Annotated in this window: 23 protein-coding genes; 15 read left to right on the top strand and 8 right to left on the bottom strand. The window is 57.1% G+C overall.

Annotation, left to right across the window (positions count from 1 at the left end):
- The first annotated feature begins 219 nt into the window (after positions 1-219).
- From recC to AACY49_RS31990, 7 genes are all read left to right on the top strand, one after another.
- Positions 220-3,672, top strand: a complete 3,453-nt coding sequence (gene recC, locus AACY49_RS25875) for an exodeoxyribonuclease V subunit gamma (protein WP_339527257.1) — start codon at positions 220-222, stop codon at positions 3,670-3,672.
- On the top strand, positions 3,669-7,358 hold the full coding sequence (gene recB / locus AACY49_RS25870) for an exodeoxyribonuclease V subunit beta (protein ID WP_339527255.1): 3,690 nt from the start codon (positions 3,669-3,671) through the stop codon (positions 7,356-7,358). The genes recC and recB overlap by 4 nt, the downstream gene beginning before the upstream one ends.
- On the top strand, positions 7,355-9,463 hold the full coding sequence (recD, locus tag AACY49_RS25865) for an exodeoxyribonuclease V subunit alpha (protein ID WP_339527253.1): 2,109 nt from the start codon (positions 7,355-7,357) through the stop codon (positions 9,461-9,463). Before recB ends, recD begins: the two co-directional genes overlap by 4 nt.
- Positions 9,464-9,581: 118 nt before the next feature.
- Positions 9,582-10,157 carry a YfiR family protein gene (locus AACY49_RS25860; protein ID WP_320392328.1) on the top strand — a complete coding sequence of 192 codons (576 nt, stop codon included), beginning with the start codon at positions 9,582-9,584 and terminating at the stop codon, positions 10,155-10,157.
- Positions 10,154-11,422 (top strand): diguanylate cyclase domain-containing protein, encoded by a 1,269-nt coding sequence (locus tag AACY49_RS25855; protein ID WP_258697675.1) that lies wholly within the window; start codon positions 10,154-10,156, stop codon positions 11,420-11,422. The genes AACY49_RS25860 and AACY49_RS25855 overlap by 4 nt, the downstream gene beginning before the upstream one ends.
- Before the next feature lie 5 nt (positions 11,423-11,427).
- Positions 11,428-11,931, top strand: a complete 504-nt coding sequence (locus AACY49_RS25850; protein ID WP_339527250.1) for an OmpA family protein — start codon at positions 11,428-11,430, stop codon at positions 11,929-11,931.
- Positions 11,927-12,094, top strand: a complete 168-nt coding sequence (locus AACY49_RS31990) for a gp19.5 family protein (RefSeq protein WP_408980641.1) — start codon at positions 11,927-11,929, stop codon at positions 12,092-12,094. The genes AACY49_RS25850 and AACY49_RS31990 overlap by 5 nt, the downstream gene beginning before the upstream one ends.
- A gap of 30 nt (positions 12,095-12,124) precedes the next feature.
- Here the strand turns inward: AACY49_RS31990 and AACY49_RS25845 are convergent, their stop codons facing one another.
- Positions 12,125-12,574 carry a hypothetical protein gene (locus tag AACY49_RS25845; protein WP_408980543.1) on the bottom strand — a complete coding sequence of 150 codons (450 nt, stop codon included), beginning with the start codon at positions 12,572-12,574 and terminating at the stop codon, positions 12,125-12,127.
- A 417-nt stretch (positions 12,575-12,991) separates the two neighbouring features.
- On the bottom strand, positions 12,992-13,939 hold the full coding sequence (locus AACY49_RS25840) for a LysR family transcriptional regulator (RefSeq protein ID WP_258697672.1): 948 nt from the start codon (positions 13,937-13,939) through the stop codon (positions 12,992-12,994).
- Positions 13,940-14,101: 162 nt separating this feature from the next.
- On the opposite strand from AACY49_RS25840, the gene AACY49_RS25835 reads away from it, so the two are divergent.
- Both AACY49_RS25835 and mmsB read left to right on the top strand, forming a co-directional pair.
- Positions 14,102-15,619 (top strand): CoA-acylating methylmalonate-semialdehyde dehydrogenase, encoded by a 1,518-nt coding sequence (locus AACY49_RS25835; RefSeq protein ID WP_339527248.1) that lies wholly within the window; start codon positions 14,102-14,104, stop codon positions 15,617-15,619.
- A gap of 10 nt (positions 15,620-15,629) precedes the next feature.
- Positions 15,630-16,517, top strand: a complete 888-nt coding sequence (gene mmsB / locus AACY49_RS25830) for a 3-hydroxyisobutyrate dehydrogenase (protein WP_258697670.1) — start codon at positions 15,630-15,632, stop codon at positions 16,515-16,517.
- Positions 16,518-16,642: 125 nt separating this feature from the next.
- On the opposite strand, the gene AACY49_RS25825 is transcribed toward mmsB, so the two are convergent.
- Positions 16,643-17,353, bottom strand: a complete 711-nt coding sequence (locus AACY49_RS25825; RefSeq protein WP_258697669.1) for a LuxR family transcriptional regulator — start codon at positions 17,351-17,353, stop codon at positions 16,643-16,645.
- A 512-nt stretch (positions 17,354-17,865) separates the two neighbouring features.
- Here AACY49_RS25825 and AACY49_RS25820 point away from each other — a divergent pair.
- The 5 genes from AACY49_RS25820 to AACY49_RS25800 all read left to right on the top strand — a co-directional run bounded on the left by AACY49_RS25820 (position 17,866) and on the right by AACY49_RS25800 (position 22,649).
- Complete coding sequence (locus AACY49_RS25820; RefSeq protein WP_258697668.1) at positions 17,866-18,471, top strand: acyl-homoserine-lactone synthase; 606 nt, start codon at positions 17,866-17,868, stop codon at positions 18,469-18,471.
- Between the two features lie 156 nt (positions 18,472-18,627).
- Positions 18,628-19,503: an LPD16 domain-containing protein gene (locus AACY49_RS25815; RefSeq protein ID WP_258697667.1), complete on the top strand. Its 876-nt coding sequence runs from the start codon at positions 18,628-18,630 to the stop codon at positions 19,501-19,503.
- A gap of 118 nt (positions 19,504-19,621) precedes the next feature.
- Positions 19,622-20,764 carry a cysteine desulfurase family protein gene (locus AACY49_RS25810; RefSeq protein ID WP_339527244.1) on the top strand — a complete coding sequence of 381 codons (1,143 nt, stop codon included), beginning with the start codon at positions 19,622-19,624 and terminating at the stop codon, positions 20,762-20,764.
- A gap of 24 nt (positions 20,765-20,788) precedes the next feature.
- Positions 20,789-21,694 carry a D-alanine--D-alanine ligase family protein gene (locus AACY49_RS25805; RefSeq protein ID WP_339527242.1) on the top strand — a complete coding sequence of 302 codons (906 nt, stop codon included), beginning with the start codon at positions 20,789-20,791 and terminating at the stop codon, positions 21,692-21,694.
- Positions 21,695-21,758: 64 nt separating this feature from the next.
- Complete coding sequence (locus AACY49_RS25800; protein WP_258697664.1) at positions 21,759-22,649, top strand: DMT family transporter; 891 nt, start codon at positions 21,759-21,761, stop codon at positions 22,647-22,649.
- An 82-nt stretch (positions 22,650-22,731) separates the two neighbouring features.
- Here AACY49_RS25800 and AACY49_RS25795 read toward each other — a convergent pair whose 3' ends face one another.
- From AACY49_RS25795 to AACY49_RS25780, 4 genes are all read right to left on the bottom strand, one after another.
- Positions 22,732-23,076, bottom strand: a complete 345-nt coding sequence (locus tag AACY49_RS25795; protein ID WP_258697663.1) for a cupin domain-containing protein — start codon at positions 23,074-23,076, stop codon at positions 22,732-22,734.
- Positions 23,077-23,182: 106 nt separating this feature from the next.
- Positions 23,183-23,554, bottom strand: a complete 372-nt coding sequence (locus tag AACY49_RS25790; RefSeq protein WP_258697662.1) for a MerR family transcriptional regulator — start codon at positions 23,552-23,554, stop codon at positions 23,183-23,185.
- Between the two features lie 48 nt (positions 23,555-23,602).
- A complete protein-coding gene (locus AACY49_RS25785) occupies positions 23,603-24,178 on the bottom strand; it encodes an NAD(P)H-dependent oxidoreductase (protein ID WP_258697661.1) in 576 nt (191 codons plus the stop codon).
- 45 nt (positions 24,179-24,223) lie between these two features.
- Positions 24,224-25,108 carry a LysR substrate-binding domain-containing protein gene (locus AACY49_RS25780; protein WP_339527238.1) on the bottom strand — a complete coding sequence of 295 codons (885 nt, stop codon included), beginning with the start codon at positions 25,106-25,108 and terminating at the stop codon, positions 24,224-24,226.
- Positions 25,109-25,343: 235 nt separating this feature from the next.
- Here AACY49_RS25780 and AACY49_RS25775 point away from each other — a divergent pair, with 235 nt between their 5' ends.
- Positions 25,344-26,108: a sulfite exporter TauE/SafE family protein gene (locus AACY49_RS25775; RefSeq protein WP_339527237.1), complete on the top strand. Its 765-nt coding sequence runs from the start codon at positions 25,344-25,346 to the stop codon at positions 26,106-26,108.
- Here the strand turns inward: AACY49_RS25775 and AACY49_RS25770 are convergent.
- Positions 26,098-26,412 carry a putative quinol monooxygenase gene (locus AACY49_RS25770; protein WP_258697658.1) on the bottom strand — a complete coding sequence of 105 codons (315 nt, stop codon included), beginning with the start codon at positions 26,410-26,412 and terminating at the stop codon, positions 26,098-26,100. The genes AACY49_RS25775 and AACY49_RS25770 overlap by 11 nt on opposite strands.
- Positions 26,413-26,474 lie beyond the last annotated feature (62 nt).

Genomic DNA, 26,474 nt, shown 5'->3' with positions numbered 1-26,474 from the left:
GAAACGATGCATCGCCGATGGTAGTGTGGGGTTTCCCCATGTGAGAGTAGGTCATCGTCAAGATTAAATTCCGAAACCCCTATCTGCGTATGCAGGTAGGGGTTTTGTTTTGCCCGCAGGAAAGTTCGTACAACATCATCGGACCGCTCCCGGCTGTCACGGTCTGCCGACAGTGCTAAGGTTCGGCCCTAGCTTTTGTATTTTCCCAAGGAAGCCTTTATGCCGGACGCCACGTCCCTCAGTGCTGGTTTTATGGTGGTTCACGGCAACCGCCTGGACGAGTTGCGCAGCCTGGTGGTCAGTTGGATGCGGCGCTACCCGCTGGCTCCCTTGGAAAATGAAATCGCTCTGGTACAGAGCAACGGCATCGCCCAATGGCTGAAGCTGGCACTGGCCGAAGATCCTGAAGATGACGACATGGGCGGTTGCGGAATCGCCGCCGCCATCGATGTGCAGTTACCAGGCAGCTTCATGTGGCAGCTCTATCGCATGGTGCTGGGACGTGACGAAATCCCGGCCAAATCCCTGCTCGATAAAGCTCCGCTGACCTGGCGTCTGATGCGTCTGTTACCTCAGTTGATCAATCAACCGCATTTCGAGCCCCTGCATCGCTTCCTTACCCATGACACCGATTTACGCAAGCGCTACCAATTGGCGGAGCGACTGGCGGATCTGTTCGACCAATATCAGGTATATAGGGCCGACTGGCTCGAAGACTGGGCAGAAGGTCGTCATCAGTTACGAAATGGCAGAGGCGAAGCCAAAGCCCTGACCCCGGCCAACTGCTGGCAGGCGGAGCTGTGGCGTGCGCTGTTGCTGGATGTTGGTGAACAAGGCATGGCGCAAAGCCGCGCGGGCGTCCACCAACGCTTTATCGAGCGTATCAATAGTCTCGACATGGCGCCCTGTGGATTGCCTTCACGGGTGATTGTTTTCGGGATTTCTTCATTGCCTGCCCAAGCCCTGGAAGCACTTGCCGGGTTGGCTCGGTTCAGCCAGGTTCTGTTGTGCGTACACAACCCATGTCGTCACCATTGGGCGGACATCGTCGCCGATAAAGATCTGTTGCGGCATCAATACAAACGTCAGGCTCGCAAGCGCGGCATGCCCGTTGTGCTCGACCCACAAACTCTCCATCAGCATGCGCACCCGCTATTGGCCGCGTGGGGTAAACAGGGGCGGGACTACATCAATCTGCTCGACAGTTACGACGACCCCAACAGCTATCGCTCGACGTTTCGCGACGGGCGCATCGACCTTTTCAGCGATAACCAGCCGCAGAACATGCTCAATCAGCTGCAGGACGACATCCTGGAATTGCGTCCCCTGAATGAAACTCGCGAGCGTTGGCCTGCTGTTGATCTGGATAAGGACGAATCGATCCGATTTCACATCGCCCATAGCGCTCAACGCGAAGTGGAGATCCTCCACGATCAGTTGCTGGCTCGATTCAGTGCTGATCCAGGCTTAAGGCCTCGCGACGTGATCGTGATGGTTCCGGACATCGACAGTTATGCCCCTCACATCCGTGCTGTCTTTGGTCAGCTTGATCGCCATGACCCGCGTTTCATTCCCTTCACGCTCGCGGATCAAGGCCAGCGCGGCCGGGATCCGCTACTGATTGCTGTCGAGCATCTGCTGAAGTTGCCCGACAGTCGCTTTCCCGTCAGCGAGATCCTTGATCTGCTCGACGTTCCGGCATTACGCGCCCGGTTTGGCGTAGAAGAACGTGACCTGCCGATCTTGCACCGTTGGATCGAAGGCGCAGGTATCCGTTGGGGGATGAATGCCGAGCAACGCGCGGGTTTGGGGCTGCCTGAAGAACTGGAGCAAAACAGTTGGCATTTTGGTCTGCGACGGATGCTGCTCGGTTATGCCGTGGGTAGTGCCAGTGCCTGCGAGGGGATCGAACCCTACGATGAGATTGGTGGTCTGGATGCCGCGCTCATAGGTCCTTTGGTGGCATTGCTGGATGCGCTGGAAATTGCCCACCAGGAACTCACTCAACCTGCGGCGCCCAAACAATGGGGCTCGAGGTTGCAAGCTTTGGTGCAGTTGTTCTTCCTGGCCAGTAACGAGCATGACGACTATTTGTTGGCTCAACTTGAAGAGTTGCGTGAGACCTGGCTTGAGACCTGCGAGTCCGTAGGCTTGCAGGATGAGTTACCGCTGACCGTGGTCCGTGAAGCCTGGCTGGCTGGTCTCGACCAAGGTCGCCTGTCTCAGCGCTTTCTCGCCGGTGCAGTTAACTTCTGTACCTTGATGCCCATGCGAGCGATCCCGTTCAAAAGAGTCTGCCTGTTGGGCATGAATGACGGCGATTACCCTCGCGCACAGCCGCCGCTGGACTTCGACCTGATGGGCAGCGACTACCGGCCTGGTGATCGTTCCCGGCGCGAAGATGACCGCTATCTTTTACTGGAAGCATTGTTGTCGGCACGTGACCAACTCTATATCAGCTGGGTCGGTCGCAGTATTCGGGACAACAGCGAGCGCCCTGCTTCGGTATTGATAGGACAGCTGCGTGACCATCTCGCCAGCGGCTGGCAATCGCACGATGACAATGATGATCTGCTTGAGTCCATGACTCAGGAACATCCCCTGCAACCCTTCAGTGCTCGCTACTTCCATGAAGGCGATGATTTGTTCAGCTACGCCAGCGAGTGGCAGTTACTTCATCAAGCCAGTGATCTAACGACTCATACCGAGGTTCTCGAACCCTACGTTCAGGACGAACCGTTGAGCCTGGGGCAGTTGCAGGATTTCTTGCGCAATCCTGTGAGGCATTTCTTCAGTCAGCGGCTCAAAGTGTTCTTCGAGGCTGCTGAAGTGCCTTTGGCGGATGAAGAGCCGTTTGTTCTCGACGCGCTGCAACGCTATAGCCTCAGCGACAGCTTGCTCGAGGCGGCACTCGGGCAACTGGACCAAACCGATCAGGCGCTGGAGGCGCAGGCAAAACGCCTGCAAAACAGCGGGCTCTTGCCCATGGCCGGTTTTGGCGAGTGTCTGCAGCGCGAGTTGATCGAGCCGCTGCCGGATCTGCTGCTGCGCTATCAGCAGCTTCTGGCGCTATGGCCGACCCCGCTCACCAGCGCGTTGCCGGTGAATCTGGAACTGCATGGACTACATCTGGAGGGTTGGCTCGGTGGCCTGCATCAACGCGCAGATGGCGGCTTATTGTCGGTTTCTACGATTCCCAACAGCATCGGTTCAATCAAGGCCCGCAAATGGCATCGCCTGACGCGGCCATGGGTCAATCACCTGGTTGCCTGTGCCAGCGGTATGTCGATGACAACCGCACTGGTGGCCAGCGATGACAGTTTGCTATTGGCCCCCTTGGCGAAGGGTGCAGCACTTGATGTCCTGAATAACCTGTTACTGGCCTGGCAAACAGGCATGCGCCAGCCGCTGCCGATTGCAGTAAAAACGGCCTTCGCCTGGCTCGCTCAAACCGACCCGGCCAAAGCTGACGCCGCTGCTCGCAAGGCTTATGAAGGCGACGGCCAGACCACTGACGGCGAGCGCCGCGAAAGCCCGGCACTGGCTCGGCAATTTGCCGATTACGATGCACTGGTTGCCGATGAGACCTTCCCCGATTGGTGCGACGCTTTGTATCGGCCGCTGTTTGAGGCTTCCTGGCGTTCATTGAGCAGCGAGGAGGCGCGCTCATGACCACGAAAACACCGTTGGCCCTGGCATTCCCCCTGCGTGGCAGCCAACTGATCGAAGCCAGCGCCGGGACCGGCAAGACCTTCACCATTTCTGCGCTTTACTTGCGTCTGGTCCTGGGGCACGGTGACGAATCGAGTGGTTTTGGGCGTGAATTGTTGCCGCCGCAAATCCTCGTGGTGACCTTCACCGATGCCGCGACCAAAGAACTGCGCGAGCGTATTCGCACTCGGCTGGCCGAAGCAGCACGGTTTTTCCGTGAAGAGACACCGGCACCGGATGGCCTCATTGCCGAACTGCGTGAGCAGTACCTGCCCGAACAGTGGTCCAGTTGCGCAAACCGTCTGGACATCGCCGCTCAGTGGATGGATGAAGCGGCGGTATCGACCATCCACAGTTGGTGCCAGCGTATGTTGCGCGAACATGCATTCGACAGTGGCAGCCTGTTTACCCAGACCCTGGAAACCGATCACAGCGACTTGCTCGGCGAAGTCCTGCGCGACTACTGGCGACTGTTCTGCTACCCGATGCAAGGCGATGCGCTGAACTGGGTTCGCGGTAACTGGGGTGGCCCGGCGGCGTTGTTGCCGCGAGTGCGTGGGTTGTTCGCCAGCGAGCGTGACAGCGTTGAAGGTAAAGAACCTGCCGAGTTGATTGCCGAGTGCCTGGAGGAACGACGGGCCGCTTTGCTCGAGCTCAAGATGCCCTGGCGTCAATGGGCCGATGAGTTGCTTGCCATCTGTCACCAGGGCGTCGCGAGCAAGAGCGTCGATGGTCGCAAGATGCAGGCACGCTACTTCGAACCCTGGTTCGAAAAACTTCGGACCTGGGCCGAAGATGAATCTCTGGAGCAGCTGGACATTGGCACCGGCTTCACTCGCCTGACTCCTGATGGCATGGCAGAAGCCTGGAAGGGTGAAGCCCCCCGCCATCCGGGTCTGGATGCCATGCCCAGCCTCAAGGCCAGCCTCGATGGCTTGCCGACCCCCGATGCCGCCGTGCTGCAACACGCTGCCCACTGGGTCGGTGCTCGGTTCGAGGAAGAAAAGCGTCGCCGCGCGGAAATGGGCTTCGATGACATGCTGCTGCGCCTTGATGCGGCCTTGCAGTCCGATGGCGGTGAGCGCCTGGCAACCCTCATCCGCGAGCAGTTCCCGGTCGCGCTGATCGACGAATTCCAGGACACCGACCCGGTGCAATACCGAATCTTCGAGAGCATTTATCGCATCGAAGATAACAATCCTGAATCCGGTCTGTTTCTGATCGGCGATCCGAAGCAGGCAATCTATGCCTTTCGCGGTGCCGACATTTACACCTACCTGCGCGCTCGCCAGGCTACCGCTGGCCGCCTGCATACCCTGGGCACCAACTTCCGTTCCAGTCATGGCATGGTCGGTGCGGTGAATCATGTGTTCGAGCGCGCCGAATCTCGGGAGCAGGGGCGTGGAGCATTCCTGTTTCGTGAGAAGAATGGCGAAAACCCTGTACCGTTTCTGCCCGTCGAGTCCCAGGGACGCAAAGAAGTTCTGCGTATTGATGGTCAGGTTGTACCTGCCCTGAATATCTGGCACCTGTCCGCCGATCAGCCACTGTCTGGCGCCGTGTATCGACAACAGTTGGCCGCCGCCTGCGCCAGCGAAATCACCGCACTGCTCAATGGCGGTCAGCAAGGCCGTGCGGGCTTCATCCAGGACGGTAAGGACTTAAGAGGTCTGCTGCCGGCGGATATCGCGATTCTGGTGCGTGACGGCAAAGAGGCCCAGGCCGTGCGCGGCGAACTTGCCGCCCGGGGTGTGCGCAGTGTTTACCTGTCAGACAAGGATTCAGTATTCGCCGCGCAGGAAGCCCATGACCTCCTGACCTGGCTCAAGGCGTGTGCCGAGCCGGATGTCGAGCGTCCACTGCGGGCTGCGCTGGCTTGCATCACGCTGAACCTTTCGCTGGCAGAGCTGGAACGACTGAATCAGGATGAACTGGCCTGGGAAGCACGGGTCATGCAGTTCCGCGGTTATCGCGAGCTCTGGCGCAAGCAGGGCGTATTGCCAATGCTGCGGCGTTTGCTGCACGATTTCCAGCTGCCCCAGGCATTGATCGCGCGCAGCGATGGCGAGCGGGTATTGACCAACCTGTTGCATCTGTCCGAGTTGCTGCAGCAGGCCGCCGCCGAACTCGATGGCGAGCAAGCGCTGATCCGTCATTTGTCCGAGCATCTGGCGTTGTCCGGCCAGGCTGGCGAAGAGCAGATCCTGCGCCTGGAAAGCGACGAGCAACTGGTCAAGGTCGTGACCATCCACAAATCCAAAGGGCTTGAATATCCGTTGGTGTTTCTGCCGTTCATCTGCTCGGCAAAACCGGTGGATGGCAGCCGTTTGCCGTTGCATTACCACGACGCGACGGGTAAGGCTCAGGTGAGCTTGAAGCCAACGACCGAGTTGATCGCCCAGGCCGATGATGAGCGTTTGGCCGAAGACCTGCGTCTGTTCTATGTAGCCCTGACCCGGGCACAGCATGCTTGCTGGCTCGGTGTGACCGACCTCAAACGCGGCAATAACAACGGCTCGGTTCTGCACCTCTCTGCGTTGGGTTATCTGCTGGGCGGTGGTGCGCCATTGGCCGAGTCGGCAGGATTGCGGCGTTGGCTGGAAGATTTGCAGCAGGGCTGTCTGGCGCTGAACTACGGTGAAATGCCTGAAGCGACCGCCGAGCATTACCATCCGCCGCGCAATGAAGCGACCTTGCTTGCCCCGCTGATACCCAAGCGCAAAGCCAGTGAAAACTGGTGGATCGCCTCCTACAGCGCTTTGCGCATTGGCGACAGTCTGAGCGTGGGCAGTGACGAAGCCCCGGAGAGCCCGCAAGCACAAAAGCTTTTTGACGACGAACGTCTCGATCCGCAAACGCCGCGAGAAGTGATCGCTGGCGGTGCTGATATCCATCGATTCCCTCGTGGCCCGAACCCCGGCACTTTTCTCCATGGATTGCTCGAATGGGCCGGTGACGAAGGTTTTTCCGCCGCACCGCAAAACGTGGAAGATGCCATCGCCCGTCGCTGCAACCGCCGTGGCTGGGAAGGCTGGATCACCACGCTGAGCGACTGGCTGCAGCACTTGCTCAAATCCTCGCTGCACATCGGTGATGGGCAGGCACCGGTGGTGTTCGAGAAACTGACTCAATACCGGGTCGAGATGGAGTTCTGGTTCGCCAGCCACAAGGTCGATGTGCTCAAACTCGATGAGCTGGTGTGTCAATACACTCACAACGGTGTGGCCCGGGTGGCCGCTGAACCGGTGTTGCTCAATGGCATGTTCAAAGGTTTCATCGACCTGACGTTCGAGCATGATGGCCGCTATTACGTCGCTGACTACAAATCCAACTGGCTGGGCGTCGATGATGCGGCCTATACCGAGCAGGCCATGGAGCAGTCGATTCTCGATAACCGCTATGACCTGCAATATGTGTTGTACCTGCTCGCCCTGCATCGCCAGCTCAAGGCGCGGCTTGCCGATTACGATTACGACCGACATGTCGGTGGGGCGTTGTACCTGTTCCTGCGCGGTACTCGCGCGGCCAGTCAGGGCGTGTATTTCGCCCGTCCACCACGGCAGCTGATCGAGCGCCTGGACCGGTTGTTCCAAGGCAAGCCAGAGCCCAAGGCTGAACCCGCCTGGGAACAGGGAGTACTGCTATGAGTCGCACCTTCGCCGATTTGCTGCCCATGCCGTTGGCGGCCGAAAGTCTGGCGGGTCTGGCCCCGTTGAGTCGCGCTGATGATTTGTTGCTGCTGCTCACGTGCTGGGTCGAACGCGGTTGGTTGCGGCCGCTGGACAAGGCCTTCGTTGCGTTTCTCCACGAGCTCGCTCCCGACGATGATCCACTGGTGCTGCTGGCCGCCGCGTTGACCAGTCACCAGTTGGGCCATGGCCATGTCTGTCTGGATCTGTTCGAAACGCTGAAAGAACCAGACTTCGCTCTGTCGCTGCCGCCGGAAGGTGATCTGCAAAGCGGTGCGATGTTGCTGCCGTCGCAATTGCTTGAGGCACTGGAGGGTGCCCATTGGTGCAAGGTCCTGGCGTCCAGCCGTCTGGTGGCTCTGGCCGCCGACGGACGTGAGGCCGCGCAGCACCGACCATTGGTGCTGTCGGGTAAACGCCTGTACCTGCGCCGTTACTGGACTTACGAACGGCGGATCGACAACGCCCTGCGTCAGCGTCTGGCGGCACACGAAACAACACCGAATGACTTACCACAACGCCTGACCGGCCTGTTCGGTCCAGCAAAGTCTGATGAAGTGATCGACTGGCAGAAGCTCGCTTGCGCCCTGGCAACCCGTAGCGCATTCAGCATCGTCACTGGCGGCCCGGGAACCGGTAAAACCACCACGGTCGTGCGCTTGCTTGCATTACTCCAGGCACCCGCGGTGGAGGCCGGCAAACCGCTGCGCATTCGTCTCGCGGCCCCCACCGGCAAAGCTGCCGCACGATTGACCGAGTCCATCAGTCAGCAGGTTCAAACCCTGAAAGTTGCTGAAGCCGTACGGGAGAAGATCCCGTCGGATGTGACCACCGTGCACCGTTTACTCGGCAGTCGTCCCGGCACCCGGCATTTCCGGCACCACGCCGGCAATCGCTTGCCGCTGGATGTATTGGTGGTGGACGAAGCTTCGATGATCGACCTGGAAATGATGGCCAATCTGCTCGACGCATTGCCGGCCCATGCCCGTCTGGTGCTGCTCGGTGACAAGGATCAACTGGCGTCGGTAGAGGCCGGTGCTGTCCTGGGTGATCTGTGTCGCGATGCCGAAGCCGGTTGGTACAGCCCGCAGACCCGCCAGTGGCTGGAGGCGGTCAGCGGTGAAAACCTCGATGCCAGCGGTTTGCGGGAAGACACCCACGGAGCGCATCCACTGGCCCAGCAAGTCGTGATGCTGCGCCACTCACGGCGCTTCGGCGAGGGTAGCGGCATTGGTCAGTTGGCCCGTTGGGTCAACCAGCAGCATCCCGAGGGCGCGCGCAAGCTATTGGCCGCTGCAAGTCATGACGACGTATTTTCCCTGGTCCTCAAGGGGGAGCAGGACCGTGCTCTGGAGCGCTTGCTGCTCGAAGGCCATGGCGAGGGACCGCAAGGCTATCGGCATTATCTGAGTCTTTTACGCAGTCAGCGGCCACCGCTCGACAGCCCGCTCGACGATCCACGCTGGACCCATTGGGCTCGAGTGGTGCTGCAAGCCTTCGACGCTTTCCAGCTATTGTGCGCGGTACGCAAAGGGCCTTGGGGTGTGGAAGGCTTGAATCAGCGAGTGACCGACGCGCTGCTCAAGGCTCGGCTGATCGACAGCGACCACCAGTGGTACGAAGGGCGGCCCGTGCTGATGACCCGCAACGACTATGGCCTGGGTTTGATGAACGGCGACATTGGCATTGCCCTCAGGCTGCCGGAGCGTGAAGGCCCCGAGGCCGGCCGGCAAGTGTTGCGTGTGGCCTTCCCGCGCAACGATGGTCAGGGCGGTGTGCGTTTTGTCCTGCCAAGCCGGCTCAACGATGTCGACACCGTGTACGCCATGACCGTACACAAATCCCAGGGCTCGGAATTTGCCCATACCGCGTTGATTCTGCCGGATGCCCTGAACCCTGTGCTCACCAAGGAGCTGATCTATACCGGGATTACCCGGGCCAAAGACTGGTTCACCCTGATTGAGCCTCGCGCCGGCGTATTCGAAGAGGCCGTGCAGCGCAAGGTCAAGCGCTTGAGCGGGTTGATGCTGGAGCTGGAAGAGGGGATCGAGCCGAGTCACTGACGGAGGCGCGCCAGACGACGGAATCTGTCCGAAGTGCCGTAGTGCGTGGCCTCGCGGGTGTTTCGGTGCTGTGCTATCGTTGCGGCATCATTTCGTTGTAATCGAAGAGAATCCCTGCATGAAGGTGGCTGTCTGGGCGACAGAGCGCGTCGTTGGCTGCAAGCAAGTACTACTTGCCGGCCTTCTCTGTTTGTTGACGGGCGTTGTCTGCGCTGAGCCGGAAACCGCCGTGAGCAAGGCCGACCAGCGTGCCAGATCAGTCACTCAAGTGGTGCTCGGGATCCTCAGTTATGCCCGGTGGCCTGTTGAGCCCCAACAGCTGCGTCTGTGCGTGGTCGGCCCCACCGAATACACAGACGACCTGGTCAAAGGCCCCACCCAGGCCACTGGTCGGCCGGTTACCGTGCGACGGCTTTTGGCCGACAACCCGGCCATTGCCGGTGAGTGCGATGCGGTGTACATCGGCAAGCTGACCAGCGACGAACGCAGTCAGCTATTCACCTCGTTGACAGGGCGCCCGGTGGTGAGCATCAGCGAAGGCGGTGATCAATGCACCGTCGGCAGTCTGTTCTGCCTTCGGGTCGGCGATGAGCAGGTGTCCTTCGAGGTCAACCTCGACTCGGTCGCCCGCAGCGGCGTGCGCATTCATCCCAGTGTGCTGCAACTGTCACGCCGCAAGCCGGCGGCACCATGAGCCTGTTCAAACTTCGTATACGTCCGACCCTGGGGTCGGTTATCGGCCGTGGACATTTGATCGTCGCCCTGGTGGGCGTGGCCATGGCCAGTGTTTCATTGACCCTGCTGGGCGTTCTGGCCTTGCGGGTCTACGCCGATCACAACCTGCATCTGATCGCCCGTTCGATCAACTACACCGTGGAAGCCGCGGTGGTGTTCAACGACAAGGTCGCGGCTACCGAAGCGCTGGCGTTGATCGCATCCACCGAAGAAGTGGCTGATGCACAGGTGATGGACGAGCAAGGCGAGGTGCTCGCACGTTGGCAACGACCGGAAACGGGGTTGCTTTCTGATCTTGAAATGCAGATCGCCCGGGCGATTCTGGAAAAACCCATCAGCATGCCGATCGTCCATCAAGGTCAGGAAATCGGCAGCATTCTGCTCACCGGTCACGGCGGCAGCCTGATGCGCTTTTTGCTCAGTGGTCTGGTGGGGATCGTCTTGTGTACCGCTGTCAGTGCCTGGGTTGCGCTCTATCTGGCGCGTCGGCAATTGCGGGGGATCATTGGCCCGTTGCGCAGCCTGGCCGCCGTGGCTCACGCCGCCCGCAGCGAGCGAGCCTTCGACCGGCGCGTGCCGCCCGCCGACATTGCCGAACTCGACAACCTGGGCAACGACTTCAATGCCTTGCTCGATGAGCTTGAGTCCTGGCAGACCCACCTGCAAAGCGAAAACGAAACCCTGGCCCACCAGGCCAGCCATGACAGCCTTACCGGACTGCCGAATCGGGCGTTTTTCGAAGGCCGCCTGATGCGTGCCTTGCGCAATGCCGGCAAGCTGGATGAGCGAGTGGCCGTGCTGTTTCTCGACAGCGACCGGTTCAAGGAGATCAACGATAACTTCGGTCATGCCGCCGGCGATGCGGTGCTGATCGCCGTGGCAACCCGGGTTCGCGCACAGCTGCGTGAAGAGGATCTGGTCGCGCGTCTGGGCGGCGACGAGTTTGCCGTCCTGCTGACGCCGTTGCACAAGACCGAAGACGCTGAATGGATTGCCGACAAAATCATCGCCAGCATGGAAGTACCCATCCCGTTGCCGGGCAGTACTCAGGTGTTGACTTCACTCAGTATTGGCATCGCCGTGTACCCGGATCATGGGGGCACACCGGGTGCGCTGCTCGATGCGGCCGACGCCGCGATGTACCAGGCCAAACGCCTTTCCCGAGGCGCCCAGCACACGTCGGGGTCGGAGCACCCTGTCGCTCATGTTCAAACCAGGAGCTAATTTCTGTGTTCACACTCACTCAGCGTTCCCTGCGATTTTTCACGATTACCCTGCTTATGGCCTTGCTGGCATTGACCGGTTGCCAGACGGCACCGCAAAAGGGCCTGACTGCGGCGCAGATCGCCATGCTCAAGCAGCAAGGGTTCGAGATGACCGACGAGGGGTGGGCCTTTGGCCTGTCCGACAAAGTGCTGTTCAGCAGTGATGTCGAGAGCCTCAACCCTGCCAGTACCGAGATCGTCGAGCGTATTGGCAAGGCGTTGTTGAGTGTGGGAATCGAGCGGGTGAGGGTTGACGGCCACACCGATACCTCGGGCAAAGAGCCCTATAACGAACAGCTTTCCCTGCGTCGCGCGAAAAGCGTTGGCAAGGTGCTGAGCGCTGTCGGCCTAAAAGAAGAAAACACTCAGTTTCGCGGCCTGGGCAGCAGCAAGCCCGTTGCGTCCAACGACACCGCGGCCGGACGCACCGAGAACCGTCGGGTGTCGATCGTGGTGAGCGCGGATTAATCGGCGAACAGCATCTTCCTGCTTTCCCCCATCAACTACCCATCGTGTCACCTATCGATTTCTTGGTTTGCTCCTTGTCACTCTGGGAGTTGCTCAAGGTGGTCCGCTGGTCGAAGGCTTTGGGAATGTCGTGTGTGTCCTACTTGGGGGCTGCGCCGGGTAAGTAAGCTTGCTGTGATGCTGATTAGGCACCTTATGAGCGGAAGGGATCAGGTTCGCCTGCACACTGTTTTAAACGAGTGATAACGTCAGGGTCAGTGAGAGCAGTATCGATTCGACCTTTAGCATCAAGGTAGATATCTATCATCCGCCCCCATTTTGGCGTTACATAGAAACACCTCTGAGCACCCTTGTCGGTCCACCAATCGAACCTCATGAAGAAATCTTTATCAGGAAAAATATGGCCCCACTCGACGGATGAGCCACCCCCTTCGGGCATGTCACCCTTATAGATTCGATGCTGAGTGTTCCAGATGTATCGAAACTCTTCCTTTCCTTCATGCGAAAAATTGACTGCTACGACTGGAGAAGCCAAGTACCAAAACGCAATAGGGCAGACTAATAGGGCGACAAGCAGCCAGCGGCCGTATCTGATTTTAGTATTGCTTGCATTTGTGTTCACGGATGCCTTTCCCCCAGACATGCTTGTCACCCAATCGAGCAGAAGAAATCATCCTGCATCATCCTTGTGTCTTTCATCCATGGACAGTGACCAGTCTTATTCTGGCGCGCGGGAGGCTACCGGAAACGGATGGAGGAGTCTGTAGGAAAGTCTCAACCTTGGCCGGGACGGTCTCTTTGAGGATCTGGCAGAAAAATCTGAATGACCACCTCACTACGCATACGTGCGCAGGTTCCCCCGTAGGCCCTCGCGCCTGAGTCTTATCGCGTGTCCGCGTGGGTCCTTATCGCGCTCGCGCAGGCCTCTGGAAATTGGTCCTTTTCGGTGTCTGCGAGTACCTCTCAGTGTTACAAGTCGAGTGCCAACCACTGATACAAACCGTTGGCGAAGGCCTGCTGAGCTCGTTACGATGCCGCTACCTGATTCCTTGAAGAACTGTCAGTCGGCGAACAGCATCTTCCGACTTTCCCCCATCAACAGCCCTTGATTCTGCTCGGTGACGGCACGGATGTAGTCCCATAGCAACGTGATCCGCTTGAGCTTGCGCAAGTCCTCCCGGCAGTACATCCAGAACTGCCGGGTAATGGTGATTTCTTGCGGCAACACCGGCAGCAATCGCGGATCCTGAGCGGCCAGGAAGCACGGCAGAATCGCCAGTGATCGTCCTTGCTGGGCTGCCACAAACTGCGCAATCACGCTGGTGCTGCGCAGGTTGGCACTGGCGCCGGGCAACACATTCGCCAGGTACAGCAACTCCGAGCTGAACGCCAGATCGTCCACATAACTGATGAATTGATGCTTGCCCAAGTCTGCCGGGCGGCGGATCGGTGGGTGCTTGTCCAGATAATCCTGGGTCGCATACAGCTGCAATCGATAGTCGCAGAGTTTGCAGCAGACATAGGGGCCGTGTTCCGGCCGTTCCAGGGCGATGACGATGTCTGCCTCGCGCTTGGACAAGCTGATGAAGTGCGGCAGCGGCAGGATGTCCACCGAGATCGCCGGGTAGGCGTCGACGAAATGGCTCAGCTGCGGGGTGATGAAAAAGCTGCCGAACCCTTCGGTGCAGCCCATGCGCACATGCCCGGACAACGCCACGCCGGAGCCGGAAACCTGTTCGCAAGCCATGTGCAGGGTACTTTCGATCGACTCGGCGTAACCCAGCAGACGCTGGCCTTCGGCGGTCAGGACGAAACCACTGGTGCGGGATTTTTCGAACAGCAACGTACCCAATGCCGCTTCCAGCGAACTGATGCGCCGCGACACGGTGGTGTAGTCCACCGCCAGGCGTTTGGCTGCGGTGCTGGCCTTGCGAGTGCGGGCAACCTCGAGGAAAAACTTGAGGTCATCCCAGTTCAACGAGCCTAAAGACGTGATGTTTTTTTGCATGATGGACCGGCTTTTATGTGCGTTCTTATTAGAAGTTTGCACATCTATACTCCAAAAACAGTCCGACAACCAATTCGCGACACACGCCTCATCTCAAGGCGACTTTCTCGCCTTGGCTCCCCAGATAGCTCTCTACATAAGAACAACGTCCCGGAGACCAACATGAACGCATCGCTAGAAACCACCGTGCAAAAGGTCAAGTTGTTGATCGATGGCGAGTGGGTCGAGTCCCAGACCACCGAATGGCACGACATCGTCAACCCGGCGACCCAACAAGTGTTGGCCAAAGTCCCATTCGCGACGGCTGCCGAAGTCGATGCCGCTATCAGTGCTGCCCATCGTGCCTTCCAGACCTGGAAGCTGACGCCGATCGGCGCGCGGATGCGCATCATGCTCAAGCTTCAGGCGTTGATTCGTGAACACTCCAAGCGTATTGCCGTGGTGCTCAGCAATGAGCAGGGCAAAACTATCGCCGACGCTGAAGGTGATATCTTCCGCGGCCTGGAAGTGGTCGAACACGCTTGCTCCATTGGCAGCCTGCAAATGGGCGAGTTCGCCGAGAACGTCGCTGGCGGTGTCGACACCTACACCCTGCGTCAGCCAATCGGCGTCTGTGCCGGCATTACCCCATTCAACTTTCCGGCGATGATTCCGCTATGGATGTTCCCGATGGCCATCGCCTGCGGCAACACCTTCGTGCTCAAGCCGTCCGAACAGGACCCGATGTCGACCATGTTGCTGGTGGAACTGGCGATCGAGGCCGGCGTACCGGCGGGCGTACTCAACGTCGTTCATGGTGGTAAAGACGTGGTGGATGCGCTCTGCACCCACAAGGACATCAAGGCTGTTTCCTTCGTCGGTTCGACCGCGGTCGGCACTCACGTCTACGACCTGGCCGGCAAACACGGCAAACGCGTGCAATCGATGATGGGCGCGAAGAACCACGCCGTTGTGCTGCCCGATGCCAATCGCGAGCAGGCGCTCAATGCACTGGTCGGCGCCGGTTTCGGCGCAGCCGGGCAGCGCTGCATGGCCACCTCGGTGGTGGTGTTGGTGGGCGCGGCCAAACAATGGCTGCCGGATTTGAAAGCGCTGGCGCAGAAACTCAAGGTCAATGCCGGCAGCGAGCCGGGCACTGATGTTGGTCCGGTGATTTCCAAACGGGCCAAGGCGCGGATTCTCGAGCTGATCGAAAGCGGCATCAAGGAGGGTGCCAAGCTGGAGCTGGACGGTCGCGACATCAGCGTTCCGGGTTTTGAGCAGGGCAACTTTGTGGGGCCGACTCTGTTCTCCGGCGTAACCCCTGAGATGCAGATCTACACCCAGGAAATCTTCGGTCCAGTGCTGGTGGTACTGGAAGTCAACACCCTCGATGAAGCCATCGCCCTGGTCAACGCCAACCCGTTCGGCAACGGCACGGGCCTGTTTACCCAGAGCGGTGCGGCGGCGCGTAAATTCCAGACGGAAATCGACGTTGGCCAGGTCGGCATCAACATCCCGATTCCGGTGCCAGTGCCGTTCTTCAGTTTCACCGGTTCCCGTGGTTCGAAGCTCGGCGACCTCGGTCCGTATGGCAAGCAAGTGGTGCAGTTCTACACTCAAACCAAGACCGTCACCGCGCGCTGGTTCGACGATGACAGCGTCAACGACGGTGTGAACACCACCATCCACTTGCGTTAAGGAGCCGGACATGAAAATCGCTTTTATCGGTCTCGGCAACATGGGCGCGCCGATGGCGCGCAACCTGATCAAGGCCGGCCATTCACTGCGGCTGGTCGACCTGAACAAAGCTGTACTGGCAGAGCTCGAGCAACTGGGCGGCAGCATCAGCGCTTCGGCCCGTGAAGCGGCTCAAGGTGCAGAGCTGGTGATTACCATGCTGCCCGCCGCTGTGCATGTGCGCAGCGTCTGGCTGGGCGAAGATGGCGTGCTGGCGGGGATCGCCAAAGGCGTGCCGGCGGTGGATTGCAGCACCATTGATCCGCAGACGGCGCGTGATGTGGCTGCAGCTGCCGCCAAACAAGGTGTGGCCATGGCCGATGCCCCGGTCTCCGGCGGTACCGGCGGTGCAGCGGCCGGGACGCTGACCTTCATGGTCGGCGCCACGCCTGAATTGTTCGCCACCCTGCAACCGGTGCTGGCGCAGATGGGCCGAAACATCGTCCATTGCGGTGAGGTTGGCACCGGGCAAATCGCCAAGATCTGCAATAACCTGCTGCTGGCGATCTCCATGGTCGGCGTCAGCGAGGCCATGGCCTTGGGCGATGCGCTAGGGATCGACACAACGGTGCTGGCGGGGATCATCAACAGTTCCACCGGGCGTTGCTGGAGTTCGGAGATGTACAACCCGTGGCCCGGCATCGTCGAAACGGCGCCGGCCTCGCGCGGGTATACCGGCGGTTTCGGTGCCGAACTGATGCTCAAGGATCTGGGGCTGGCCACTGAGGCGGCACGTCAGGCGCACCAACCGGTGATGCTCGGCGCGCTGGCGCAGCAGTTGTATCAGGCGATGAGTCAGCGTGGGGAAGGGGGTAAGGACTTCTCGGCGATCATCAATAGCTATCGCAAACCCGTGTAGGAATTGCCGACGGCTGCGATCTTTTTTGGGACAACACAGCAAAAATTTTACCGAGAGATCACGTCGGGTGGCCTCTCGGTTTTTTAGGGTGGCTGATCACTCGATGGAAGTGGGCGCGGTGACTGTCAAATCATACCGAACACAGTCGCTTTTACTGCCGCCTCCGCCTTGTTGGACGCGTTCAGTTTTTTGAGTGTGTTAACGATATGAAATTTTACTGTGCGTGCATCTATATTCAGGATGTTGCCAATCTCGATGTATGTCTTGCCCGATGCAGTCCACCTTAAGACCTCCCGCTCTCTATCGGTCAGTTCTGTGAGGGACTCTGGCATTCTTTCAGGTGATAAAAAACCACTCATGGTGGAGTGTACAAGACTGGTCAGCCACATCAGCTTGGGTTCCTGAAGTGCAAGTTCCCTGGCAGAAATGAAATCATGGCTACGCACCATGGAAAGCTGACCGATCACGCCAAATCTGCTGAACGCGCTCTGACACCAACCATGGGCGAGGCCGTGCATTCTGGCCTCCTCCCAGAACTGTCCATCCTGGGACGCCGATTGTGCTTCCCATGTGAGTGGTCGATGTGTATTCAGCGCGTGACGCACCGTAGGGTCCAGAAAAAAATAATTATTACTGATATAGCGCTCTTCCCAGGCTTTGGGGTAGGAGGACAACAAATGGAAGGTGGGGGGGCTGACAGGGAGGGGGATTCGAATGCCATAAGAACAGGATTGAAAACCTAAACTTTCAGCGATGCTTTGTAAGCTGGAAAATAATGCAGTTTCGGATTTGGATTCCGAACAGAGAGCCAGAAAATCTTCAAGCCAGTCAGACAAGGCATAGTCCTTTTTTTATAATGCGTCCATGCAATCGGCAGTAGGGGGGCTGCCGTGTAAAATGATACGTCATGTCTATTGGGTTTTCCATTGATCTTATTTAACTCTCCGTGAGCACTACTTGAATATGACGTCGATTGTTGATTGTTTGATCAGGAATCAAGGGCGTTCATGAAAGTTGACGTTTAACCACCCTGTGTCGATGGTTATCGACGAATTGAGAGATAAGCTTCGTGGGTTGAGGATGCAGACAGTAACGTTCGGATAAATTACTGCTGCAACGGCCGTCAGTATCGGTTGGGCAGATTTCGCCTTGACCGTCAACGGACACCCTAAGCCGGGCCGTGTCAATGGCTATGACCTGGATGAGAGTCTCTCGGAACACCTGCTTGCCAGGTAGCTGTCTTGCATGACCTGGGAGAGGCGAATGCTCCTGTGACCTGCCCAAACGGGCAGCTATGAACAAATAGCATTTACATCTCTAATTGGTGGGCTAACCAATGGGAGGGGTTATGTTGCGTTTGATTACAGGGATGAACAGCGAAATCAATCAAAACGTAATGTATGGGCTTGCAGAGTATCGTTACGAGATCTTTGTCAAAAAAATGGGCTGGCCACTGAACTGCCCGGAAGGTTTTGAACAAGATGAATTTGATCGGCCGGACACCGTATATGCGATTGTGCTGGATGCCGATAACAAAATATGTGGCTGTGCACGTCTGCTTCCAACGAACAAGCCATATTTGCTGTCAGAGCACTTTGTTCATCTAATGGGTGGTACCGGCCTCCCCAATAATTCGGAAACATGGGAACTGTCTCGCTTTGCGATTAGCTCTTCCAGAAATGGAAGTAGCCATTCAAGCAATCATTGGGCCGATACCGTTGCACTTGTTCGAAAAGTTATTACCACGGCGATAGAATTGGGCGCCAACAGATTGATCGCGGTATCGGCCGTGGGGAACGAGCGTTTATTGAAGCGCATGGGGGTCAATGTTCATCGAGTTTCGGTTCCTCAGCGAGTCGATCAGAAACCTGTTGTAGCATTTTGGATCGAGATTGATCAGCAGACCCTGTCCGCATTGGATATTGATTGTCCGGTTCGGGTGATTTCAAATTAAAGCGCTCTTCTTGCCATGTTTTTAGCGCCGAGAGACTTATTCATCGATAGCGCGCGTACCTGCGATTAATGGCAGGCAGTGGCGATCTCTGACTTCTCCTGCGTTGCAAGTATCGCGTCGACTATGACGCTTTTTATCCAAAGTAAGGATGTGCAAATGGCCGTTATTTCATCTCATCATGAATTTGTTGCATCAGAGAAAGAACTGCTTGAGTTGATCGACAAAGAGTTAAAGGATTCAGGTTTTAATGAGCTCGTTGTAATGGCGGGGCACTTCATGCTTTTTTATGATGAACAGACCCAGAAACTGGTTTCCGGTATATTTCAGGAGCATAACGACAATGTGCTCAAAGAGCGAATCAAGCAACGTGTCGGTATTTTTCCGAAGTACACATGGGATCTCTCGTTGGATATCGCCAAAAAATACCGAGAGTCGGTGGGTGATGTTAAGTTTCTAGTGCTGATAAACGACTGGCAGTATGTGCCTGAGACTGGATCGGCTAGTGAGCATCGAACAAAATTCTATGATGGTTTCACGCGGCTGCCGAATACGTATCGGGAATCTCTGGAGATTCAAGGGGTATTTACTGAACAAGATGTCCTTCCAAGCCGTAAACACAGCCTTGCCTTCCCGGAAACATGGCTGAAATATAGATTCCAAAAAAGCGCCGCCAAATTGGTGAAGCAAGGGAAACTAGAGAAAAGAGTTCTTGAGGATCGCCCAAACCAATCGGAAATCTCTTTTCTGGATGAGGCTGGTCATTACCGGACGCTCATCAGTTGCGGCATTACGGGTTGCGCAGGGGAAGTGACGGAAATGATTTCCGAAGTCTATAAGGCCGGGAAGCGACTCATGCTCATATTCGCACCAGGTGAATGTCATGCACCTGTCAAGTCGGGTATCGAGATTGCTCTTTCTCTCTATAATCTGGAGGGAATGAAGATTGTCGTAGCGGACCCGGGGGGAAGTGGCGAACTGACACCGGAAGAGATATACAACAAAATGGTTAATTTTTCAGTCTTCCGTTCTTAATTTTGCGGTCAAGGCCTGTACAGAGGTAATCATGTACCGGCCTTAAGGCGGATGGCAAAGCAGTTATATTTTTAATGGGTAATCAGTAACCGTCCAGATCAAGACGTGGAGATGGCAGATGGATATATACCTGGACAGTGCGGCAACAACTCAATGTAATGATCAAGTCATTTTATCAATGCATCAGTTTCTCGCAGATCACTACGGTAATGCGTCATCCCCTCATAAAATGGGGAAAATTGCTCAGCATGCCGTGAATGTCGCTCGGGCGAAGATAGCGAGCGCACTGTGTGTATCTCCGACCGAGGTCGTGTTCACTTCCGGCGCTACCGAAAGTAATAACATTGTCATTCAGGGCGCGTTTGGCTATGGAGAGACGGCGCCGGTCAATGCAGTGTTTTGTCCCATTGACCATAAGTCTACTATTGAAGTCTCAAAGGAATTGTGCCGAAGAGGCGTTGACGTGCGTTATGTCAAGGTCGGGCGAAATGGGCGTGTCTGCCTGTCATCTCTTGAAGCGCTGATTGATGATAATACCCGGTTGGTCAGTATCAGTTACGTCAACTCGGAAATCGGAACGTTTCAGGATCTCAAAGAAATTTCTCATCTTTGTGAGTCTCGCCAACTCATTCTGCATATCGATGCTGCCCAGGCGTTCGGCAAGGTGAAACTGGAAGTAGAGAACAGTCGAATCGACTGTATTTCATTGTCCGCTCACAAGATCGGAGGGCCCAAGGGGATTGGGGCCCTGTATGTGCGCAAAGCCATTCAGCAACGCTTGCGTCCACTGACGTTTGGCGGTGAGCGTAACAGCCTGAGAAGCGGCACCCTGCCGACTCAATTGATCGTCGGCTTGGGTGTGGCTTGCGAGATACGGGGCGGCGCAGACCTGGAGAGTGAATGGAACCACCTCACAGCTCTTCGGGATTTGTTCCTCTCGGGCCTGTCTTTTGCGGGGGTAACGTATGAGGTGAACTCCTCTTTGGACGTGAGTGTGCCCCATATCTTGAATATCAGTTTTCAAGGCGTTCGTGCCGAAACCCTGATCAGCTCCCTGGATAATATTTGTATTGCATCAGGATCGGCTTGTAACTCCGACAGTATGGAGCCCTCTTATGTGTTGAAAGGCATCGGCATGAGTGATCAGGACGCTAACTGTTCCGTGAGAATTTCATTGCATCCGGGCATTACCAGATCGCAAATCGAAGACGCCGTTCGCATTGTTGCCAATAAGGTGCTGCAACTTCAGTCGTTAGTATAAATTCCGATCCCAAAGGAGATGACAGTGACAAAGCAAAGAAAGTTCTTGATCCTGAAAGGCGGGAGTTCATCTGAGCGAGAAGTTTCTCTCAAGACAGCCGCACAGGTAGAGGCCGCATTTGAACGCATGGGGCTGGATTATCAATCGCGGGAGTTAAATGGTTTTTCCGAAGGGTTGTCCTTGCCATTGAAGGGTGTTGATTATGTATTCAATGCGCTGCACGGAGGGTATGGGGAGGATGGGACTCTTCAGGCATTTTTGGATGGCTTGAATATTCGCTACAACGGTGCGGGTCGTGAGGCCAGCGCAATCTGCATGAGTAAGGTGCTGACTCGTCTGGTCGCTTCGGCAAGCGGTGTCCGCGTTCCGGAAGGTGTCTGGATAGCATGTGGGGAAGTCGCAAACTTTAGTCGCTTGCAATCTATCCTCGGGACGACCTTCGTTGTAAAACCGGATGCGCAAGGATGCAGCATCGGTGTGAGTGCTATAAACAATAGAGATGATTTCGATGTAGCACTGTCCATATTGAACAGGTTCAAGGGGCGGGTTTTGTTTGAAGAGTTGGTGTCAGGTGATGAAATCACCGTGGGAGTGCTCAATGGAGAAATATTGCCATTCTTACTGATATCTCATGCTCACTCGTTGTTCAGTTACGATGCCAAATTTCACTCCCCGGAAACCACACGCTATTCGATTGCGCAGATGCCCCCTGAAACAGTGGCGCGTGTTGAGGATGATGTTCGGCGGATGTGCAGGATTCTCGCTATCAAGGACTACGCCCGATTTGATTTTATTATCAGGGACGGAGTGCCATTTCTTCTTGAGGTCAACACGTTACCGGGTTTGAATTCACACAGCGTGTTCGTCAAGGCGAGTGGGTTGGCGGGTATGGATTACGATAATGTTATTGGAAAAATTATCAACGCCTGATTAAAGTGCGATCACCGTCCGCTGGGGAGGGCGGCTGTGCCTGATGATTCGCCAAGGAGTAGGGATGCAGTTATCGGATAGCTTTCGCACAAATGCGGCGTTGGCCGTGCTTGTAGGGGTTTGGACGCTCGGCTGGTTTTTAACCGAAGTAGGTTTGGAGAGTTCGACTCCTTTTTCATTCACCGCCGTGCGATTTTTGCTTGCGGCGGTTTTAATGCAGTCAATTTTGGCATGGCGGCAAAAGCGCGGTGCATTGAAGAGCATGGAATGGGTATGGGTCGCTCTTATCGGATTGTTTCAGACCACGCTAATGTTTTCGCTCGCGACTTATGGTTTGCTTGAGGTGGGGATAGCCAGAGCAGCGATTCTCATTTACTCCACGCCCTTGTGGAGCAGTTTGCTGGGTTGGCTGTTTTTGAAGGAGCGTTTTACACCCCTCAAATGTGCAGGCTTGATGGCCGGTTGTGTTGGAATGGTGGTCATGGTTTCCCCAAGCCTGTCAAAAGAGAGTTTCATTGGGGAAGCATTGCTGGTCGGCTCGGCCATGTCATGGTCAATATCGAGCTTTCTTTTGAAAAAATACCTTCCGAATACTGACAAGTTGACCATCGGAACATGGCAAATGACCTTTGGAGCGATTGGACTACTAGTGCTCATGCTAATGGTCGATGGTGGAGTCAAATTCAACGTAAACGCTGAGAGTCTGCTCGCCATGTTGTATGTCAGCGTCATTGGGTCGGTTGTTGCATTTTCACTGTGGTTTTATGTTGTGCCGCGCATTGACCTGCTTCATTCCAGCATGGCGTCGGTAGCCGTGCCTGTCGCGGTGTTGGGAATAGAAGGTGTTGCCTTGGAGCAACACCTGGATACGACATTGCTGTCGGCTTCGATGTTGATCATCGGAGGGATCGTTCTGGTGTTTCTCAGCGATCATATGGGTAGAAACAAGCGCTAGTGCACGAACTTACGTCGTTCACAGGCTTGCTTCGCCATGCCTTGGGCGCGCCATCCATTTTCGCGCCCGGCCGATTTGGGTTTTACGCAAATACAAAATATTTACGTACTGTCTCAACAACTTCCCAAGTGCCTTTCATGCCGGGTTCAACTATAAAAATATCACCAGCTTTCAAATGAATAGGCTCCTGCCCGTCAGGTGTAATGATGCAATACCCCTCGCGGAAGTCGCAGTATTCCCATTTCACGTATTCCACATACCACTTGCCCGGCGTGCAGATCCAGGTGCCCATGATCTTGCTGCCATCTTCGCTGGTGTAGGCGTTGAGGTTGACGGTGTGCGGGTCGCCTTCGAGTTTTTCCCATTTGCAGGCGTCGAGCACGGGCAGCGGATGGGTATCGCGTAGGACGGTAATCGGTGCGGTCATGATGACTCCGGGCAGTGGGTTCAAGAACTGAAGTCGCACCCTATAGCGCCCATACACCGTTCAGTTGTCTGTATTCGACATCGAGCTGTCCAGAAACGCGCAGACCTCAAAGGCTTTCCAGCGGGCAATCGGCTTTGGCCTGTGTGAGTCGGGCTTCAAACTCGACCAATTGCTCGTGTTGATACCTGAGCGCGGCAATCCTCTCGCTGATTTCGCACTTCTTGGCATCGATGGCCTGCTGCGCCAATGACCAGGGCATCGTCTGGCCTTGATGGCCGGTAAAGATCGCCTGCAACTCCTTGAGCCGGAAACCCAGTTGTTGAGCGCACTTGATGAAGATCAGCAAGTCGACGCTTTGCTGGTCATAGACACGGTATTTTCCTTGCCGCTGAGCGGTAGGCAGCAAGCCGATCGACTCGTAATGGCGGATGCTCTTGATCGTCGTTCCGGAGCGCTGCGCGGCTTGGCCGATGTACATGAAAAGTCCTTTTTTGCCGTGGGTAAGCCAGACCCATTATCGGCAGACTCATCGGCTGGCGATAGCCTGGGCTTGCAGCAGCCAGGTTTCGCGCTGACCGGCGCTGGACCCCAGAATCGGCCCGAAGGTGAGCGTGCGCCGGGGTTCGATGCCGCAAAACGCCAGGGTGGTTTTGCGCATCTGATGCAGCCCGGGCATGCGGTAGATCCAGCGGTAATACCAGGGTGGCGTGTCCATGGTCACGAGTAGATGCGCACTGCGGCCATGCAGCAATTTGTCGGGAAAGGCTTTGCCTTCGCGGTACTTGAAGGCGAAGCCTGGCAGCAACACTCGATCGAGAAAACCCTTGAGCAAAGCCGGTACGCCACCCCACCAGATCGGGTAGACCAGGGTCAGGTGTTCGGCCCACAGAATGTCTGCCTGAGCACGGCGCAGGTCGGCTTCCAGTGGCTGCACCTGTTGATAGCCTTCGCGCAACACCGGGTCGAAGTCCATGTTGCCCAGCCACAGCTGGCGCACCTCATGCCCGGCCCGCAACGCCGATTGTGCGTAGCGTTCGGCCAGTGCGCCGCAGAAACTGTTGCTTGAGGGATGGCCAAGAATCACCAGAATTCGTTTGCTCACCGTAGTTGTCCCTGAAGATGAAAACTCAAGGGTAAAGTCTGCCCCTCAGGGGAGAGTCAAGGCGCTCAGCAAGGCCTGGGCATAACCGGGCAGCGTGGCGAAGTCCCTGGCGCACAGCAACAGTTTGCGTCGGGCCCACGGCTCTTTCAGTGCGATGCTTTTGAACGGTGTTTCAGCTGGCCAGCGTTCGACCGTCGCCAAGGGCACGATCGCCAGCCCGGCACCTCGGGCGACCATGCGCATCACGCTGTCGAAGCCATCGGCACGGATGCGGATCTGCATCCGTGAGCCGCTGTGCAGGGCTTGCTCTTCCAGGTACACGGCCAAGGCGCTGTTGGCGTTCAGGCCGACGTAATCATGATGCAAGGTGGCGCTGAAATTTAACGGTCCGGTGTCGGCCAAGGGGTGATCTCGCGCAAGGATCAGTACCAGCGGGTCGTCGCGGAAATAACGGGTCTGAAGGCCGTCGGTATCCACGGCGTCAGACACGATGCCCAAGTCCGCCGCACCTTGGCGCAAGGCGTGGGTGATGCGCGCGCTGGGCAGTTCTTGCAGGTCGATGTCGAGGTTTGGATGGGCGCGCAGAAAGTCTGCCAGCAACTCCGGCAGGTACTCGGTGATTGCAGTGGTATTGCACAGCAGCCGAACCTGGCCTTTGACGCCATTGGCGTATTCGGCCAAATCCTGCTGCATGCGCTCGGCCTGCTGCAACAGGACTCGGGCATGTTGCGCCAACGCTTTGCCGGCTGGGGTCGGACTGATACCACGGCGACCTCGTTCAAGAAACTCGATGCCCAATGAAGCTTCCATGGCGCGGATGCGTGCACTCGCCGCCGCCAGCGACAAATGGCTGCGGGCGGCGCCGGCGGTGATGTTGCCGGTGTCGAGGATGTTCAGGTAGAGGCGCAGGTCGGTCAGGTCGAAGTGCATCGGCAACCTCTGGATGTTTGTTGTCTGGACGGGCGCCTTCGCGGGCAAGCCCGCTCCCACAGGGATCTTTGGCGGACACACAAATTTGTGTTCGATACATTTCAACTGTGGGAGCGAGGCTTGCCCGCGAAGGCGTCAGCAGCCGCAACGAAGAACTTTAGCCTCTGCCAAATCAAGAGGCAGCCTCAGTATATGGCAGATTTTCAGCGCAACCTTCAGGGCTCACCATAGCCCCATGAATACACTCGCCGCGTTCTACCAACACTTGGGTTTGGCCCTGTCCTTATTGGTTATCGCCACCTTCCTGCTGGCCGGGATGATCAAAGGCGTGATCGGCCTCGGACTGCCGACCATTGCCATGGGCTTGCTCGGTCTGGCTATGGCCCCGTCGCAGGCTGCGGCGCTGCTGATTATTCCGGCCACTCTGACCAACGTCTGGCAACTGGCATTCGGCGGTCATTTGCGCGGGCTGCTTAACCGGCTATGGCCGATGCTGCTGGCGATTTTCATCGGCACCGGCGCCGGCACAGTATGGATCGGCATGGCCGGTGGACACTGGGTGGTGCGGGGGCTGGGGGCGGCGCTGTTGATTTACGCCTTGAGTGGGTTGTTCCTGCCGACCTTGCGCGTCGGCGGTCGCACCGAGCGTTGGCTCGGTCCGCTCTGCGGTGTGCTGACGGGCGTCATCACCTCGGCCACCGGTGTCTTCGTGATTCCGGCGGTGCCTTACCTGCAAGCGCTGGGCTTGAACAAGGATGAACTGGTGCAGGCGCTGGGCCTGTCGTTCACCGTCTCGACCCTCGCGTTGGCCGCCGGTCTGTTATGGCGCGGCGCCCTCGGTGATGGCGAGTTGAGCGCGTCGCTGCTGGCGCTGATCCCGGCGGTGCTCGGTATGTTGCTGGGCCAATGGCTGCGCCAGCGGATCAGCGCCGTGTTGTTCAAGCGGGTGTTCTTCATCGGCCTTGGCGCGCTCGGCAGCCATTTGCTGATCAGCGGCTAGCGGACGAAGTGCTGAGCATCTCGATCGAGCGGATATCGAAATCCCGCTCCAGATACTCCATGCGCTGGTCGAGGAACTGCTTCATGTGCGGCAGGTTCGAGTGCTCGTCCAGATGGGCCTGGGATTGCCAGATCTCGTAGAAGATAAACAGCGTCGGGTCCTGTTGATCTCGCAGCATGTGGTACTCGATGCAACCGGGCTCGGCGCGACTCGGTTCGACATAGGCACGGAAGAACGCTTCGAAAGCCTCGGCTTTTTCCGGGCGGGTCTTGGCGTACAGGATGAAGCCTTGCAGTTCGCTCATCAGGGTGTCCTTGAAAGTCTGAATCGGCGCAAGTTTATGGCAACAATCGCTTGTCGATTCGT

The organism is Pseudomonas sp. EL_65y_Pfl2_R96, from assembly GCF_963970905.1.
GTDB lineage: Bacteria > Pseudomonadota > Gammaproteobacteria > Pseudomonadales > Pseudomonadaceae > Aquipseudomonas.
Note: the sequence above shows the minus strand (reverse complement) of the source record. Positions and strands in the feature narration are given on the sequence as shown.

Coding starts and splice junctions, on each gene's coding strand:
- recC (WP_339527257.1), top strand. CDS start 220: ATGCCGGACGCCACGTCCCTCAGTGCTGGTTTTATGGTGGTTCACGGC.
- recB (WP_339527255.1), top strand. CDS start 3,669: ATGACCACGAAAACACCGTTGGCCCTGGCATTCCCCCTGCGTGGCAGC.
- recD (WP_339527253.1), top strand. CDS start 7,355: ATGAGTCGCACCTTCGCCGATTTGCTGCCCATGCCGTTGGCGGCCGAA.
- AACY49_RS25860 (WP_320392328.1), top strand. CDS start 9,582: ATGAAGGTGGCTGTCTGGGCGACAGAGCGCGTCGTTGGCTGCAAGCAA.
- AACY49_RS25855 (WP_258697675.1), top strand. CDS start 10,154: ATGAGCCTGTTCAAACTTCGTATACGTCCGACCCTGGGGTCGGTTATC.
- AACY49_RS25845 (WP_408980543.1), bottom strand. CDS start 12,574: ATGTCTGGGGGAAAGGCATCCGTGAACACAAATGCAAGCAATACTAAA.
- AACY49_RS25840 (WP_258697672.1), bottom strand. CDS start 13,939: ATGCAAAAAAACATCACGTCTTTAGGCTCGTTGAACTGGGATGACCTC.
- AACY49_RS25835 (WP_339527248.1), top strand. CDS start 14,102: ATGAACGCATCGCTAGAAACCACCGTGCAAAAGGTCAAGTTGTTGATC.
- mmsB (WP_258697670.1), top strand. CDS start 15,630: ATGAAAATCGCTTTTATCGGTCTCGGCAACATGGGCGCGCCGATGGCG.
- AACY49_RS25820 (WP_258697668.1), top strand. CDS start 17,866: ATGTTGCGTTTGATTACAGGGATGAACAGCGAAATCAATCAAAACGTA.
- AACY49_RS25815 (WP_258697667.1), top strand. CDS start 18,628: ATGGCCGTTATTTCATCTCATCATGAATTTGTTGCATCAGAGAAAGAA.
- AACY49_RS25810 (WP_339527244.1), top strand. CDS start 19,622: ATGGATATATACCTGGACAGTGCGGCAACAACTCAATGTAATGATCAA.
- AACY49_RS25800 (WP_258697664.1), top strand. CDS start 21,759: ATGCAGTTATCGGATAGCTTTCGCACAAATGCGGCGTTGGCCGTGCTT.
- AACY49_RS25795 (WP_258697663.1), bottom strand. CDS start 23,076: ATGACCGCACCGATTACCGTCCTACGCGATACCCATCCGCTGCCCGTG.
- AACY49_RS25790 (WP_258697662.1), bottom strand. CDS start 23,554: ATGTACATCGGCCAAGCCGCGCAGCGCTCCGGAACGACGATCAAGAGC.
- AACY49_RS25780 (WP_339527238.1), bottom strand. CDS start 25,108: ATGCACTTCGACCTGACCGACCTGCGCCTCTACCTGAACATCCTCGAC.
- AACY49_RS25775 (WP_339527237.1), top strand. CDS start 25,344: ATGAATACACTCGCCGCGTTCTACCAACACTTGGGTTTGGCCCTGTCC.
- AACY49_RS25770 (WP_258697658.1), bottom strand. CDS start 26,412: ATGAGCGAACTGCAAGGCTTCATCCTGTACGCCAAGACCCGCCCGGAA.